At 45.9% G+C, this 14,987-nt stretch carries 15 protein-coding genes; 6 read left to right on the top strand and 9 right to left on the bottom strand.

Annotated elements, in window-relative coordinates:
- Window positions 1-61: 61 nt before the first annotated feature.
- The 3 genes from AB0L18_RS26125 to AB0L18_RS26115 all read right to left on the bottom strand — a co-directional run bounded on the left by AB0L18_RS26125 (window position 62) and on the right by AB0L18_RS26115 (window position 2,283).
- On the bottom strand, window positions 62-1,090 hold the full coding sequence (locus tag AB0L18_RS26125) for a transposase (protein WP_367390269.1): 1,029 nt from the start codon (window positions 1,088-1,090) through the stop codon (window positions 62-64).
- Window positions 1,032-1,622 (bottom strand): transposase, encoded by a 591-nt coding sequence (locus AB0L18_RS26120; RefSeq protein WP_367390268.1) that lies wholly within the window; start codon window positions 1,620-1,622, stop codon window positions 1,032-1,034. The genes AB0L18_RS26125 and AB0L18_RS26120 overlap by 59 nt, the downstream gene beginning before the upstream one ends.
- 142 nt (window positions 1,623-1,764) lie before the next feature.
- Window positions 1,765-2,283, bottom strand: a complete 519-nt coding sequence (locus AB0L18_RS26115; protein WP_367390267.1) for a hypothetical protein — start codon at window positions 2,281-2,283, stop codon at window positions 1,765-1,767.
- Window positions 2,284-2,488: 205 nt separating this feature from the next.
- On the opposite strand from AB0L18_RS26115, the gene AB0L18_RS26110 reads away from it, so the two are divergent.
- A complete protein-coding gene (locus AB0L18_RS26110; RefSeq protein WP_367390266.1) occupies window positions 2,489-2,938 on the top strand; it encodes an META domain-containing protein in 450 nt (149 codons plus the stop codon).
- Window positions 2,938-3,786 (top strand): lysophospholipid acyltransferase family protein, encoded by an 849-nt coding sequence (locus tag AB0L18_RS26105; RefSeq protein WP_367390265.1) that lies wholly within the window; start codon window positions 2,938-2,940, stop codon window positions 3,784-3,786. Before AB0L18_RS26110 ends, AB0L18_RS26105 begins: the two co-directional genes overlap by 1 nt.
- Before the next feature lie 271 nt (window positions 3,787-4,057).
- Here the strand turns inward: AB0L18_RS26105 and AB0L18_RS26100 are convergent, their stop codons facing one another.
- A complete protein-coding gene (locus AB0L18_RS26100; RefSeq protein ID WP_367390264.1) occupies window positions 4,058-5,455 on the bottom strand; it encodes an arginine decarboxylase in 1,398 nt (465 codons plus the stop codon).
- Window positions 5,456-5,611: 156 nt separating this feature from the next.
- Here AB0L18_RS26100 and AB0L18_RS26095 point away from each other — a divergent pair, with 156 nt between their 5' ends.
- From AB0L18_RS26095 to AB0L18_RS26085, 3 genes are read left to right on the top strand one after another with little or no spacing between them, the layout of a single operon-like run.
- Window positions 5,612-6,082, top strand: coding sequence for a hypothetical protein (locus AB0L18_RS26095; protein ID WP_367390263.1), 471 nt, complete (start codon window positions 5,612-5,614; stop codon window positions 6,080-6,082).
- 5 nt (window positions 6,083-6,087) lie between these two features.
- Window positions 6,088-7,050: an NAD(P)-dependent oxidoreductase gene (locus AB0L18_RS26090; protein WP_367390262.1), complete on the top strand. Its 963-nt coding sequence runs from the start codon at window positions 6,088-6,090 to the stop codon at window positions 7,048-7,050.
- Between the two features lie 11 nt (window positions 7,051-7,061).
- Complete coding sequence (locus AB0L18_RS26085; protein WP_367390261.1) at window positions 7,062-8,039, top strand: Gfo/Idh/MocA family protein; 978 nt, start codon at window positions 7,062-7,064, stop codon at window positions 8,037-8,039.
- Between the two features lie 34 nt (window positions 8,040-8,073).
- Here AB0L18_RS26085 and AB0L18_RS26080 read toward each other — a convergent pair whose 3' ends face one another.
- The gene (locus AB0L18_RS26080) at window positions 8,074-9,540 is read right to left on the bottom strand and encodes a potassium/proton antiporter (protein WP_367390260.1); all 1,467 of its coding nucleotides are present in this window, start codon (window positions 9,538-9,540) and stop codon (window positions 8,074-8,076) included.
- An 84-nt stretch (window positions 9,541-9,624) separates the two neighbouring features.
- Window positions 9,625-11,286, bottom strand: coding sequence for a serine hydrolase domain-containing protein (locus tag AB0L18_RS26075; RefSeq protein WP_367390259.1), 1,662 nt, complete (start codon window positions 11,284-11,286; stop codon window positions 9,625-9,627).
- Between the two features lie 85 nt (window positions 11,287-11,371).
- Between AB0L18_RS26075 and AB0L18_RS26070 the strand changes: the two genes are divergently transcribed.
- Window positions 11,372-12,136 carry a LytR/AlgR family response regulator transcription factor gene (locus tag AB0L18_RS26070; protein ID WP_367390258.1) on the top strand — a complete coding sequence of 255 codons (765 nt, stop codon included), beginning with the start codon at window positions 11,372-11,374 and terminating at the stop codon, window positions 12,134-12,136.
- A gap of 14 nt (window positions 12,137-12,150) precedes the next feature.
- On the opposite strand, the gene AB0L18_RS26065 is transcribed toward AB0L18_RS26070, so the two are convergent.
- Genes AB0L18_RS26065 through glpK form a run of 3 tightly spaced genes read right to left on the bottom strand, consistent with a single transcriptional unit; the run spans window position 12,151 to window position 14,978 of the window.
- Window positions 12,151-13,071: an ion transporter gene (locus AB0L18_RS26065; protein WP_367390257.1), complete on the bottom strand. Its 921-nt coding sequence runs from the start codon at window positions 13,069-13,071 to the stop codon at window positions 12,151-12,153.
- Entirely contained in the window at window positions 13,049-13,435 is a 387-nt protein-coding gene (locus AB0L18_RS26060) for a hypothetical protein (RefSeq protein ID WP_367390256.1), read from the bottom strand. The genes AB0L18_RS26065 and AB0L18_RS26060 overlap by 23 nt, the downstream gene beginning before the upstream one ends.
- A gap of 43 nt (window positions 13,436-13,478) precedes the next feature.
- Entirely contained in the window at window positions 13,479-14,978 is a 1,500-nt protein-coding gene (gene glpK / locus AB0L18_RS26055; protein ID WP_367390255.1) for a glycerol kinase GlpK, read from the bottom strand.
- Window positions 14,979-14,987: the final 9 nt, after the last annotated feature.

Genomic DNA, 14,987 nt, shown 5'->3' with positions numbered 1-14,987 from the left:
GACTTGTTCGTCCGGGGGGCTTTGGTGGGAAGACGCTGCTATCTTTTGTTCCCGCAAGCGATCAAAGTGGGAACATAGCCTTACAGGGTGACCGGGAATAGGATTTGGGAATACATGAGGATAAATAAGCAAGTGTAACTCCTGCGAATTGATCCATTGGTTCCGGCCAAGTTCTTTGAAAAATCGGGTTAAACAAGATGTTTTGTGCCTTGAGAAGCCAAAATATGGCCTTTACTGTCCAAATTGATGGAAAAAGGAGGTACTTGGCCAATTTACGTAAGTTATTGGCCAAGCACATCAACGTAAATTCCGCTTTTACTTTTTCCAGGCCCCGGAGTAAAAACCGAGTATATCCCAGATTGTATTTCAAATGGCCAAAAATGGCTTCAATGGGGTGTAGTCGTCGGTTATACATCTTTTTGCCTTCTGGGATATTTAATCGCTGCTTCATTTGGTCTCTTAATGCTTGTCTTACTTCTCTTAAGATCGTACGATAAGGAGACCTCTTAGGAGTACATTCATCTTTGAAAGGGCAGTTTTTACACGCCGTCGTGCGATATTGGCGATATTCTTTATTACGAGTCCGGTCTATTTTAATGCTTTTGAACGATAGGGTGTGCTTAGCCGGGCAAGTGTATACATCTCGTTGATCGTCATAGTCAAAATGAACACTATTAAAAGGTTGATTTTCAAAAGTGGCATTCATGTCTCGGTAAGGGACGTATCCACAGATGTTGTTGGTGTCCATGTATTCAAAACTGTCGAAAGTGCCAAAGTCAGCATCGGCTAGGACAACCTGGACCTGTTGACCAGTGTTGGCTTGAATGCCTTGAAGAGCAGGGATCAGTTGTGCTTTATCATTGCCATCTAAGACCACATTATTATAGGAGATAATTTGATCTTCACTACAGGCTACCTGGATATTATAATTCGTATCAAAGTTTCCTTTTTTACCTTTCATGATCGGGGCATCCGGATCGGTTAAGTTCATCGTCTTTTTGGACTCATCGGTTTTCATGACCTCAATGGCATCACTGATTTTTTTGTACAGGCGTTTGTTCGCTACTATTTTTTTTTTGAGATCCCTCATCAGAAGGCTCTTTTTCTAATGAGGCAATATCATCCAAGAGTACCTGTTGCCATTTTTCATATTGTGCTGCCGTTTTTGTCCGACCCTTGGAGCTATTGGATTCCTCTTTGCTACCATCCACAATACTAAAAGTGGCATCCCCCAAACCAAATTCCTGACACTTTTTTAGTACTTGGACGAAAAGATCTCCAAAATGCAGATAGTTATCTCTACGAAAATCATTGATGCAACTCTTTTGAGGACCATAGTTTTTACTCAAATAAATGAAGCCAAGGTTTTCCTCACAGGCTTTGGCTAACTTCCGACCGCTCCGAATGCCTACGGCATATCCATAAAAAATGATACTGAGCAGTAATTTAGGATGCAAAGCATTTTGTCCAAGACCACTATATGTTGCCTCAATGGCACTTGTATCTAAGCTGGATATTATCCTCTCCATCTGCTTGCTTAGGTGCTCGGAAGGAAGATGTTGGCTTAAATCAATCATCACTGAGTGATCAGACCCGATTTCATAATTCTTAAATTTCGCCATAGTTACACATGATAACATTTTTCTATGCCTTAAACTAATCCTATTCCCGGTCACCCTGCTTAGCTACGTGACCACTTTGGTTGCGAAGTGGGAGCGGAAGAGAGCAAGTCAGCCCCCAAATGTTCCCGGCCGAACAAGTCTATTAGATGTCTTCTAATACGCCCTTCCATTCACCCGTTAAGGTCTTTCCGCCTGACACAGTAAGGTTGAACGTGATGGTTGTTTCCATACCATTAATGGCGACATCTACGGTACCAGCGGTAGCAGTTAGTGTCGTACCTAAATTCGTGGCAAAGTTATAATCAACATAAGCCTGGCTACCAGGAACAATGGAAAATGCAGTACGAGTATTTGCCCAGTTGTAAGTACCTGCTTCCAAGCCGGTGGATGAATTGGTGTTCAAATCGAGGTAAATGAGATCGCCAGTACCTGTAATTGTACCGTTATTGTTTGAAAGCCCAGAACTAGTAAGGTAAATATCAAAATCATGGGTACCATTAAGATTGGAACCTACATCATTCAAATAACCCTTAACCAGGTCGTAGGTATTGCCATCGTAGGTAAATTCATTTTTTACCGCAGTGTCATCATCATCCTTGTTACAACCAGAGAATACGGTAAAGGCAACCATTGCGATTAAAGCAAAAAATAGATTTTTCATCAAATTGTGTTTTTACGAGGACTTTATTGAGTCCGTTTTCAATAATAAGTGAGGTGTAAATAGGCACGCTAAGCGCCGTTTCAGTGATACATGTACGAAATGAATGCTGAGGTAGGTGCTGATGTCAATTTTTTTTATTTTTTTTCCATTTGCCATCAACCCAAGCATGGCTTTTCCCTATGTTTGCTACCTCAAAACCAATCCTATGCAAAACTTCTTCTTCCTTCTCCTTCTGACCAGCGTACTAGTGCTGGTAGCCTGTAAAGCCAAAAAGACAGCAACGGAAGTCGATCCTAAAGATTCGACTTTCGCTCCAATGGATGAACGCCTGCACGATATCTGGGTACTGACGACCATGAACGGGGAAGAACTGGACCGCATGAAACCCCGCCCCCGATTGGAGCTTTACCCTGGTGAAGGTCGTATCACTGGCAACGGTGGCTGCAATGAGCTTTTCGGCCAAATGGAAGGAATGGGAAAAGAAATTACCTTTCGTAATGTGGGAACGACCAAAATGTTTTGCCGAGACCTCATGGAGCAAGAAAACAATTTCCTCAGCCTACTCCAACAGGCTCAAACCTACCGTATCAAGGAATTGAAACTCTACTTGTTTGCAGGGAAAAAAGAAATCCTGGTCTTCCAAAAAGTGGATTGATGGAAAACAAGGTTTCTACCATTAGCGACCATGCGTACAATGATGACAACTTCAGCTACGCCAGCCCTAATGACTCCCGCACCAAACAATGGCTGATCAAAGGGGTGGAACGGATTACTGGGGCCCGCCACTTATTGAGGATTTATCGACAGTTGAAAAAGGAAAATTCGGACCCCTTCAACTTTTGGGAACGCGCGCTGCAACGACTGGATATAAAAATCGACTATGACCAGGCACAATTGGAGAAAATACCCAGACAAGGGCCCGTCATTATCATTGCTAACCATCCCTTTGGCTTAGTAGATGGCGCCATTCTGCTTCACCTAACTACTCGAATTCGAAAAGATTATTTCTTGCTCATCAATGAAATGTTGGCCCGTGAACCTTTTCTAAAAGACCATCTTCTACCAGTAGATTTTAACGAAACGCCACAGGCTTTGGCAACCAACCTGGAAACCCGCCAACTGACCAGTGAACGTCTTCGTAGGGGAGAGGCATTGGTCATCTTTCCCGGTGGAGGGGTTGCGACTATCAAGCGCCTGGGTGGCCCAGCGGAAGAATTTCCCTGGCGACCTTTTATTGCGGGCAAGATTCACGAAAACAAGTGTCCCGTAGTTCCAATGTACTTTCACGGCATCAACAGCCCCTTGTTTCATATCGTCAGCAAATTGAGTATGACCCTCCGCTTGGGGCTACTCATCCGGGAGGTTCTCAATAAACGCGGCCAAACAATCAAGGTCAATATCGGAGATCCTATTCCTTACGAAGCAATGAAACCTTACCGTAAACGTGCGGAACTCATTCATTTCCTTCAGGAGAGCACCTTTGCACTAAGGGATGAGCTGTGAACGACCGAAGGCTCTACAATATCAAGAACTTAGCTTACAAAGTCTGTAGTAAGACACGGCTTGCTTCGCACGCCTATGGTAAAGGGTAGAGAGATGAGGAAAGACACCGGGTTCAATTCCCAATAAGAGCGTGAAAAAACGGAGTTGAAAATGGAATGATCAACATGTTCTTTCGTGTTTAAATCCCTATTCCCTCTACCTCTAATCCTTGTACGGCTTTCGTCAATTTGACGAAAGTCCAACTTAGGTGCCTTCGGTGGTTCAAAATCTGCTAGTATCCCAAAATGTCCAACATGCTCTCCGGCGTTTGTTCTTCGCGGTAAATGGTGGAGACAAGGTTTCCTTCCTTATCGCGATCCAGCAGGATGTGCTTGGGCGAAGGAATCAGGCAATGTTTGATTCCACCGTACCCGGAGATGTTGTCTTGGTAAGCACCCGTATGGAAAAAGCCGAGATACAATGGCTCTTTATCTTTGTTGTCAATTACGGGCAAATAAACCTGTGATTCGTGGATTTCAGAATTGTAATAATCGGAGTTATCACAAGTCAATCCACCGATGTTTACTCGCCGGTATTCGTTGTCCCATTTGTTGATGGGAAGCAGTACAAAACGTTCGCCAATGCCCCAGGCGTCTGGTAGGCAAGTCATCAATGATCCATCGATCATGTACCACATCTCCGAGTCGTTCTGCTGCTTTTGAGCCAGTACACTAAAGATGGTGGCAGTACTTTCGCCAACCGTGTATTTCCCAAATTCAGTAAAGATGTCTGGTTCCGGAACATCAGCTTCTTCGCATGCGATCAGGATGTTGTTGACAATCTCCCGTACCATGTACTTGTAGTCGAATTCAAAACCCAAGCTATTGCGGATAGGCATACCTCCACCAATATTGAGGGCGTGCAGTTCTTCATTGTGTTTCCACAGCTCGCAATAGATTTTGAGGGCTTTACGTAATTCTCCCCAATAGTAGAGGCTATCTTTGATGCCTGTATCCACAAAGAAGTGGAGCAGTTTGAGCTTGAATTTGGGGTTGTTTTTTACCTTTTCTTCGTAGAAAGAGACCACTTCAGCTGCCCGGATACCAAGTCTGGAGGTATAGAACTCAAAGTTGGGTTCTTCCTCGGTGGCAACGCGAATACCCAGATTGCATTTGTCCTTGACGTGAGCGGAGTAGTAATCAACTTCCTCTTTGTTGTCACAAACCGGGATGACGTTTTCAAAACCATCATTGATGAGCCCTACGATGCCCTCCAGGTAAGCCTTTGGTTTAAACCCATTACAAACGATAGTGGCTTGTTTGGTGATCTTACCCTTTTCGTAAAGCTTCCTGATGAGGTTGATATCAAAGGTGGAAGAGGTTTCTAAATTGACGTCGTTGTCCAGTACTTCATTGAGCACGTAGCTAAAGTGATTGCTCTTGGTACAATAGCAATAGTGGTATTTTCCAGCATACCCCAACGATCGCATCGCTCGGTTGAAAAGATTGCGGGCACGCTTGATCTGGGTACCAATTTTAGGTAAATAGGTTACCTTAAAAGGGGTACCGTATTTCTCAATCAAGTGAATAAGCGGGATGCCATGAAATTCAAGATAATTATCCTCGAACTCGAAACCTTCCTGTGGGAAAAAGAAGGTCTGGTCGATCAGGTCGGAATATTTGTTAGCCACGGGCAGGCAGTCTTGCGTTGTTAAAGAATATGCTGGGAACCAGCAAGTGAGAAACGCCGCAAAAGTACAATTAGTTGATTAATTCTCTTATTACAAATGGTAATCATTCTGCTTACTAACAGATAATAATTATGTTTGCCACCAAAATATACCACAATGGATCAATTGGATGCCCTAAATCAGGTTGCAGATTTTCACCGAACATTTAAACACCCTATTGAGAAAACGCCGGTAATTCCTGCTCCTGAACGCTGTCAACTACGCGTTTCGCTACTGCGGGAAGAGCTACAAGAACTGGAAGACGCTATCGCTGCTGGTGATTTGGTGGAAGTTGCGGATGCGCTGTGCGATATCCAGTATGTACTTTCGGGGGCTGTGCTGGAGTTTGGACTGGGAGAAAAATTTCGTGAGCTATTTGATGAAGTACAGCGCTCCAATATGAGCAAAACCTGCGCAACTGAGGAAGAAGCCGAAGCCACTGCCGAACACTACCGCCAAAAAGGTACGGAATGCTACATCCAGGCATCAGGAAATCACTGGTTGGTTTACCGCCAAGGGGATAATAAGACCCTGAAATCTATCAATTACTCCCCAGCTGATATTGCTGGCTTACTGGCAAAAAAATAAGCACCATGGCAGAGAATGCTGCTCCTGTTGTCCTTTTTCTGGCTCCTTCTGAGCCGGTGTTGTGGGAACGTCTCACTGCTTTAGGCTACGCTTGTTGCGATTTGCAGGACGCTCCCCGAGAAGCGGTTTTTGCGGCGCTACCCACCGCATTTGGTATCGTAATTCGTAGCCGGTTCAACATCGATAGGGAGTTTCTTGATGCCGCAAAGCAGTTGGCTTTTGTTGCTCGATCAGGGGTAGGGGTGGAGCACATTGACCTGGACTATGCTGCCCAGCGCAACATCACCGTCTTTACTTCCCCGGAAGGTAGCCGCGATGCAGTAGGCGAGCACACCATTGGCTTGTTGCTGATGCTAATGAACCACCTGTCTCGTGCTGATCATCAAGTACGGCGAGGGGAGTGGATAAGGGGCGGCAACCGCGGCCACGAAATCAAAGGCAAGACAGTAGGCATCGTTGGCTATGGCAATATGGGGCAGGCTTTTGCCCGCCGCCTGCAAGGTTTCAGTTGTGAGGTGATCGCTTACGACAAATTCAAAACCAACTACGGTGATGAGTACGCCCGTGAGGTGAGCCTGGAAGAACTCCAAAGCCGCGCCGATATTGTCAGTCTACACATTCCGTACCTACCCGAAAATCACCATCTGGTAAATACGGAATACCTTACGGCCTTCCAGCATCCGATTTGGTTGGTGAATACGGCCCGAGGCTTGGTGGTAAAAACTACCGATTTGGTAGAGGCACTGGAAAATGGTCGGGTCAGAGGTGCCGCCCTGGATGTGATTGAGTACGAAGATCAGTCTTTTGTACACCTTGATCCCAAACAACAACCACCCGCTTTTCAGCGCTTATTGGAGCTGCCTAATGTGGTGCTGAACCCCCATATTGCGGGCTGGTCTTACGAAGCCGAAGAAGGCCACGCTCAGACGCTGGCCGATAAAATTGAAAAAACCTACGGACCACAGTAATAAGAAGCATCATGCAGAAAACCTTTCGTTGGGGCATTATCGGCCCTGGAAAAATAGCGCACCAATTTGCCCAAGACCTGGAACAAGTACCGGGTGCGCAGCTTTTTGCTGTTGCCGGCAGAAATCAGGAACGCGCCCAGCGTTTTGCGGAGGTGTACAACGCACCGCACGTTTTTACGGAAGTAAGCGATCTGCTGGCGCTACCCGAATTGGATGTCGTGTACATCGCAACACCGCATACTTCGCACTGCACCTACACTTTACAGTGCCTCGAAGCAGGTAAAGCGGTGCTCTGCGAAAAGCCCTGGGCCATGAATGAAGCCGAAGCAGCCCAAATGCGCGACCTGTCCCAGACGAAAAAGGTCTTTCTGATGGAGGCCATCTGGACCCGATTTTTGCCTACGACCAAGAAAATTCTGGAGTTGATAGCGGCGGATACCATTGGCACGGTCCACAGTGTTAAGGCCGATTTTGGCTTTCGTGCTAAAACCATGGACCCCGAAAACAGGCTGTTTAATCCAGCTTTAGGGGGAGGTGCTTTGCTGGATATCGGTCTTTATCCCGTCTTCCTCTCGCAACTTCTCTTCGGGACACCTGTCAAGGTTCAAGCCGCTGCCCGCTTGGCACCCACGGGTGTGGATACGGAAACAAGTATTATCCTCAGCTACGCAGGCGATCAAATCGCTAACCTCCATTGTACTTTTAGTGCCAACACCAAAACCGAGGCTTTTATCCACGGCAGCAAGGGCAGCATTCATTGGCATGGTCGCTGGCACGAACCCAGTCATTTTAGTGTGTTGCTACCTGATCAGGGGCCAGACAATTACTTTTTTGAATACGCTACTAATGGCTACAGTTACGAAGCCATACGTGTTCAGGAATGCTTGTCAGCGGGTTGGATCGAATGCCCGGAATTGCCTTTGGATTTTAGCTATCGGATGACGCAGTTGCTGGATGCCATTAGAGCGGAAGTGGGGGTTGAATACTGATCTGGTTTTAGATCCCCAGAGAAGATTCAGAAAATTATATCCTGTGGATTAAATCCTTTTTAGCATTTTGAATTAATTCTTCCTCATCGGCAAGCACCAGCAGTGTATCACCCGCTTCTATCACGGTAGAGCCTTTGGGTATGATGTATTTTCCCTGTCGCTTAATCATGGCAATGAGTAAATTTCCGGGGAAATGTAAATTGACAATCTCTTTACCCACCGCAAAATCACCTGTGTTGATTGTTATTTCTTCCATACCTGCTTTGGGGTAATCCATCAATAGCATATCGGTAGGATTAAGCTTCTTTGCCGTTTCCGGAATGGCAACCTTCAGCCATTTGGCAACCACTGAAAGGGTCGTACCCTGCAAAAGAATTGAAGTAACAGAAATGAAGAACACAACATTGAAAATCATATCTGCTTTTTCAATACCTGCCAGTAGAGGATAGGTCGCAAAAACGATAGGCACTGCTCCTCGTAGCCCTACCCAGGAGATGTAAAATCGTCTGCGGTTCTTCATTTTGAAAAACGACAGACTGATAAAGATCGCCAGTGGCCGCGCAACGAAAATGAGAAACAGCGAAATAATTAACCCAAATCCAATCAGAGGAACAATTTCAGTAGGGAAAACCAGGAGCCCCAAAGTAAGGAACAAGACGATTTGCATCAACCAGGCCAATCCGTCAAACATTTTCAAGATGGTCTTCTTGTGGATCAAATCCTGGTTGCCTAAATAAACGGCACAAATGTAAATCGCCAGAAATCCATTGCCACCAATATCTTCGGTCGCTGAGAAGGTGATGAACATCAGGGCGATCACCAAAACCGGGTAGAGCCCTTCAAAATCAAGCCGGATTTTATTGATGACATATTTGCTGGCATACCCGAAAAGAAAACCGGTAATGCCTCCTAGGATCATCTGCTGTAGGAAAAATGGAATGATCATAAGCACTCCCTCTTCTGGGTTCATAACCAGCGATAAGAAAGCAATTGTCAGGACGTAAGCCATCGGGTCATTACTGCCACTTTCTAGCTCCAGCGTAGGCCGCAAATTGGTTTTTAAGGCAATACTTTTAGAACGCAAAATGGAGAACACGGCCGCTGCGTCGGTTGAGGATACAATGGCCCCCAACAGCAAACTTTCATAAATAGTAAAATCAGTAATGTACCAAACGAAGGTTCCCAGAGAAACCGCCGTTAATAGCACCCCTAAAGTAGATAAAACCAGCCCCTCTTTTAGCACGGGTTTTACCGTATTCCAGTTGGTATCAAGGCCACCAGAAAACAAAATGAAGTTCAGGGAGATAATGCCTACAAACTGTGCCAACTTGGGATCGTCGAAATTGATACCTCCTATCCCGTCAGAACCCGCCAACATGCCGATTGTCAGGAAGAGCAATAAGGTAGGGACCCCAAATTTATAAGAGGTTTTGCCCGCAATTACGCTGATCAATAAGAGCGAAGAGCCGATCAATAAAATATTCTCAATCGTAAGGTGCATCTATTCTTGGAGTGGTTATTTCTCAATAGTACACTTTATTTAGGAGACAGGTTCTATGCTCGCTAAAATTACCCTCTCATTAGCTTAAAGCTTTGGTAAGACAAGGGTTCGACCATACTGTTGAAAATAAAGTGAATCATTTTGCCAAGAAAACTCCAGTGCATCTTCTCCATCAGGGAAACCATCCAGATAAAATCCATCTGCTGTTGGGTAAGCATACATTTCGACCTGTTTTTCAGGAAGATAGAATTTGTGTTCAAAGATGCCTTGTACGCGTCCTTCTTCATCAAAGTAAAAAATGATATCCTGGACACCTTCTGAACCGTTCATTCGCGCCAAGCCATATTGCTCGTTGACGAAATAAGGGATTATTTCCTGAAGATCTCCTGTCTTTTTCTTCATCATCTTAAATCCAACGGAGAGGAGCCCTGTGTAAGCAACAACTTTCATCTCCCCATCACAATATTTGGCGATCTTCCAATATTTGCCGCGCCGCAAATACCTGCACAGCTCCGTCAATTTTTCTGACATTGCAGTAGTTTCTTTAAGCGGCGTATTGGTGACAATCCTGGAAGGATAGCGGTCTTTGATGCTCAAACGGATAACGGTATCAGCGGGAGTGAGGTGTAGGGTGTCGCCGTCTGGCAAAGTATAGGCCCCATGAGCAAGCACTCGGTTTACTCTGGCAGGAAGCGAGGGAATGGATTCGCCGTTAAGATGAGCCCAAATAGCCGTTGCCCATTCGCGGATTTTGGCCGCACTATTGCCATAAAGATGGATGGGTTCGAACCCTCGGTTGGTCAGTATTACTATTTGTTGTCGTGTGGATGGATCAAAGCTTACAAAAGCGGCAAAGCCAGTGTTGATACCATCGTGCTCAACATGCCCTTCCTGAGATCGTTGCCATCCATAAGCATAACCCGCGCGGGTGTGAGAACGCAAGTACTCCTCCCTCAGCGTGGTGTTTAAAAATGTGTCAGATTGAATAACTTCTACCCAACGCACCAAATCCTCCGCGGAAGCATAAACTCCTCCTGCACCAACCATCCACGAGGGGTGATACACAGGAGCAGGACGCTTTAAATCGCTACGGTAGCCGTAGTATGGAAGAGCAGACTCGGCCGTTTGTCCCCAACTGGCGGAGGATAAGCCGTAGGGACGAAAAATCTTTTGGGTTAAAAAATCACCGAAAGACAAACCAGATATTTTCTCTACCACCACTGCTAAGAGAATGTAACCGGAATTGCTATAGGCAAACTCCTCGCCTGGAGAAAACTGTAGCTTGGCATCCTGAAAGCGTTGGACAAGCATTGCTCTCGAAATTGGCTCCGCTTCGGGGAAAAACGTCTCAAGGCCTTGCTCCGTTTGGTACAAACTAGGAATTCCGCTGGTGTGGGTGAGCAAATGATGAAGTGTAACTTTTCGCCAGCGTTTACTGGCTAGCTCGCCAAGGTATTGATTGACAGGGGTATGCAATTCCACTTTTCCTTCGTCCACCAACTGTAGGATAGCCGCCGCGGTAAATTGTTTGGTCAAAGACCCAATATCAAAAGGGGTATCCGTAGTGATAGAAATTCCGGGGCGGGCGTCACCTTCACAAATTTCATACTGTCTTTGTAGGGAATCCTGAACGATGACGACGCCATTGAAGTGACCATACTGCGCCGCACGGGTAAACATTGTATCTACTTGAGCATTGCCTAGAGCGTACATGAACAGGAAGACTAACCAATAGTAATTTTTCATTTTGTTGTCTTTTGAGTGATTTTCTGCGAATTAGTAGCAAAAAATCAACACCAAGAAGCAACAGGGGTAAACAACTGAGAAGAGTATGTCAACGACCAAGCAAATTTTCCTTGGAATTATCAAAGTCTTTAACCAGCTATCTCCTCAAAGCCTACGGATACACCTTTTGGTTTGGTTTACTGGCTTGATCATCATCAATCTTCCTGCTTTGCAATTGACCATCGGTAATTTTCACAGCGATGATTATTCCTTATTGGTTCCTAGTCTCTACGGTGTACTTCTAAACGGCTTTTTAGGCTACGGGACTATACATTTGATCACCAGCCAGAGCAAGCCCGATTTGCATGGTTTTTTTCGTAGTTCATTACCGTTACTGGGGATAATTTCCTTGGTGGAAAGCCAGCTGGATGCTGCTTTTTTCCTCTTCTTCTACGGAGATTTAAACTTCTCTATTTACCTGGATATCTTTTGGGGAACGGTATTAATGAATACGCTCTTTTTTTATGTACCCGCATCAGTGTTGGCCGTCTTGCTGTGGTGGAGATCTACTCCCGCATTTTCAATGCCACGAATTGAGATAAAAGATGGCCAGCAGAAGGTCTTTTTAGCACCCGAAGAAGTGTATTTTGTGGAGAGCGATAGCAACTATGCGATCTTCCACACAGTACGTGGTCGATTGCTTCAACGTACCAGCCTCACCCGTCTTGAAGAAGAGCTACCTCGTCAGTTTACGCGTTGCCACCGTTCTTTTATTGTCAATCAGCAGCATATTCAGAAGCGAAGCGCACAAGAAGTCGAGGTAGCGGGAAAGGTCGTTCCTGTAGGCCGGAAATACAAAAGTAATCTTTAGCTCCTGCTGCATAGCTACAATTTCTCCCCACAGTGTGGGCAATACTTGAAAGGTTGGGTAGGAGCCTTTTCTGGTGTGGCCTTTTTCTTGTTGTTGCTTTCTATTTTTTCAATGAAACCCGCACTCAGGATACCCGTAGGTAAGGCAACCAGGCCAATGCCTAAAATGGCAATAACGCCACTCACTAATTTGCCCCAACCCGTAATGGGGTACACATCTCCGTAACCAACAGTCGTAAGTGTCGCTACCGACCACCAGAAGGTGGAAATAATATCGGGAAATTGTTCGGGTTGAACGTCGCTTTCAAGGTAGAACATAATGGTTGACGACATGAGCAGCAGTAGAAACATCACAAATAAGGTAATGCCCAGTTCGTTGCGCTTCTCGAAAAAGACACTGGTGAATAGCTTCAACGCTTGGGTATAACGATTGAGTTTGAAAATCCTCAACAAGCGAGTGATGCGAAGAATACGGATAAAACGTAGATCAAACTGGAAGAAGAAAGGCAGGTAAAACGGTAGGATCGCCAATAGATCAATGAAACCCATAGGGGAAAGGATAAATCGTAGCCGGGCGCGCCAAGGGGCATCATCAGGGAATTTGAGGTCAGCCGTCCAGACCCTTAGTAGATATTCCACCGAGAAAATAGCTACCGTAAACCATTCAAAAAGCTGAAAAATTATTCCGTAGCTTTCCTGCAGCGGGGCAAAGGACTCTAGAATAATTCCCGTCACGCTGAGGAGAATCAAGCTCATGATCGACAGGTGGAAAAAACGATTCCAGGGTGATTTTTTGCGACCTTCCTCGTCGATGAGAAAGAAGATGCGTTTTTTTAAGGCCAGCAGCATATCTTTGGTTGTTGAAAAGTTCGCCAGGTGATGTTTAGTAACGGGATAAGGATAAATTATTCCGTCATTTTGATAGATTTTGAACATCTGTTATGCTAACGGATAGTAAATTTGACACAGACTTTTCTAAAAGTTCATCTATTCTAGATTCAATTTCTTTAAAGTCCTCTTTGTCTACTAAGGTTTTTCTCCAACCGGGCTTTTGCACAATACCCTTCTTTTTTATCCATGCAACATTCATAAGATACCATTTTGATGAGTCCACCCCTGTAGAGCTAAAATGTGGCTGAATAATTATTGCCTTATTTACTTTCCCATCAATCCAATCTATTCTTCTTTCCTCGAATGTTATTAATGGCCGAGGATAGTTCGGTCTATCAATGGAAAGTCTAGCATTGAGTTCTTCGGCTACCTGTTTAATTTTTTTGTCTATGTTTTTAAACTTACTCACTTTAGATTATGATTTTGATATTCCAATAGCACACAACTCGTCACTAGGCTTCTTCTTTATCCTCCCAGCCCATGGTACGTTGCACGGCTTTTTGCCAACCGCGGTACAATTTCGCTCGTTCTTCAGGGGACATGTCTGGGGAAAAACGGGCGTCCAGGTGCCATTTTGCGGCAAGCTCTTCTTGCGACCAGTAGTCAACGGCAATCCCTGCCAGGTAGGCTGCCCCCAAGGCTGTCGTTTCAATGATGGAAGGGCGCTCAACGGGAACGTCCAACATATCTGCCTGAAATTGCATCAGGAGGTTGTTGGCACTGGCTCCTCCATCTACTTTGAGGGTGGTGAGTGGCTGGCCAGCGTCTTTTTCCATGGCATCGAGGACATCTTTGGTTTGAAAGGCGAGCGACTCAATAGTGGCCCTGATCAGATGGCTTTTACTGGTACCTCTGGTAAGACCAAAAATGGCTCCGCGGGCATACATATCCCAGTAGGGCGCTCCTAATCCCGCAAAGGCGGGCACCACATATACCCCCTCTGAGCTACTGTGTTTCATGGCGTAATACTCCGAATCGGGAGCATCGTCGATAAGTTTGAGGCCATCACGCAACCATTGGATGGCAGCTCCAGCAATGAAAACACTCCCTTCCAGCGCGTAAGTGACTTCTCCGTTCAGCCCCCAGGCAATGGTACTGAGTAGTCCGGCTTTGGACTGCACCAGTTTTGCGCCTGTATTCATAAGCATAAAACAGCCCGTACCGTAGGTGTTTTTAGCCATGCCCGGTTCGTGACAAATCTGCCCGAAAAGTGCGGCCTGTTGATCTCCCGCAATACCCGCAATGGGAATAGCGGCACCAAGCAGCTCCGCAACCGTTTCGCCAAACAAGCCGCTTGAGGGTTTTACCTCTGGCAAGATCGCAGCGGGAATGTCCAATACATTGAGCAGTTTTTCGTCCCAATGCAGGTGTTTGATATTGTAAAGCATGGTACGGGAGGCATTGGAGTAATCCGTCGCGTGCACCTTGCCACCCGTGAGCTTGTACACGAGCCAACTGTCGATGGTGCCAAAACAAAGCTCTCCTTTTTCGGCCCGTTCGCGGGCTCCTTCCACCTGCTTGAGTAGCCATCGAACCTTGGTGCCACTGAAGTAAGCATCAATGACCAGTCCCGTGTTTTCGCGAATATAATCCGCATGCCCAGCGGCTTTCAGTTCATCACAATAAGCGGCGGTGCGCCGGTCTTGCCAAACGATGGCATGGTGGATAGGCTCACCCGTATGGCGGTCCCATACCAGCGTGGTTTCCCGCTGATTGGTGATGCCAATGGCCGCAATTTGCTCGGCTTTGATGTTGGTCTTGGCCAAGACTTGCCGGGCAACCCCCAGTTGGGTCTCCCAGATTTCGTTGGCATTGTGTTCAACCCAGCCCGGTTTGGGGAAGATCTGGGTGAATTCTTGCTGGGCAGCACCCACAATTTGCCCATCGCGATTAAAAATAATAGCCCTTGAGCTGGTAGTGCCCTGGTCGAGGGCGAGAATAAATTTATCCACGATTGACAA

Source organism: Lewinella sp. LCG006 (assembly GCF_040784935.1).
Classification (GTDB): Bacteria; Bacteroidota; Bacteroidia; order Chitinophagales; family Saprospiraceae; genus Lewinella.
Note: the sequence above shows the minus strand (reverse complement) of the source record. Positions and strands in the feature narration are given on the sequence as shown.

Bases quoted from the DNA above. Each gene is read 5' to 3' on its own strand.
- AB0L18_RS26115 (WP_367390267.1), bottom strand. From the start codon at position 2,283: ATGAAAAATCTATTTTTTGCTTTAATCGCAATGGTTGCCTTTACCGTA.
- AB0L18_RS26125 (WP_367390269.1), bottom strand. From the start codon at position 1,090: ATGAGGGATCTCAAAAAAAAAATAGTAGCGAACAAACGCCTGTACAAA.
- AB0L18_RS26105 (WP_367390265.1), top strand. From the start codon at position 2,938: ATGGAAAACAAGGTTTCTACCATTAGCGACCATGCGTACAATGATGAC.
- AB0L18_RS26075 (WP_367390259.1), bottom strand. From the start codon at position 11,286: ATGAAAAATTACTATTGGTTAGTCTTCCTGTTCATGTACGCTCTAGGC.
- AB0L18_RS26110 (WP_367390266.1), top strand. From the start codon at position 2,489: ATGCAAAACTTCTTCTTCCTTCTCCTTCTGACCAGCGTACTAGTGCTG.
- AB0L18_RS26085 (WP_367390261.1), top strand. From the start codon at position 7,062: ATGCAGAAAACCTTTCGTTGGGGCATTATCGGCCCTGGAAAAATAGCG.
- AB0L18_RS26065 (WP_367390257.1), bottom strand. From the start codon at position 13,071: ATGTTCAAAATCTATCAAAATGACGGAATAATTTATCCTTATCCCGTT.
- AB0L18_RS26070 (WP_367390258.1), top strand. From the start codon at position 11,372: ATGTCAACGACCAAGCAAATTTTCCTTGGAATTATCAAAGTCTTTAAC.
- AB0L18_RS26080 (WP_367390260.1), bottom strand. From the start codon at position 9,540: ATGCACCTTACGATTGAGAATATTTTATTGATCGGCTCTTCGCTCTTA.
- AB0L18_RS26090 (WP_367390262.1), top strand. From the start codon at position 6,088: ATGGCAGAGAATGCTGCTCCTGTTGTCCTTTTTCTGGCTCCTTCTGAG.
- AB0L18_RS26120 (WP_367390268.1), bottom strand. From the start codon at position 1,622: ATGGCGAAATTTAAGAATTATGAAATCGGGTCTGATCACTCAGTGATG.
- AB0L18_RS26095 (WP_367390263.1), top strand. From the start codon at position 5,612: ATGGATCAATTGGATGCCCTAAATCAGGTTGCAGATTTTCACCGAACA.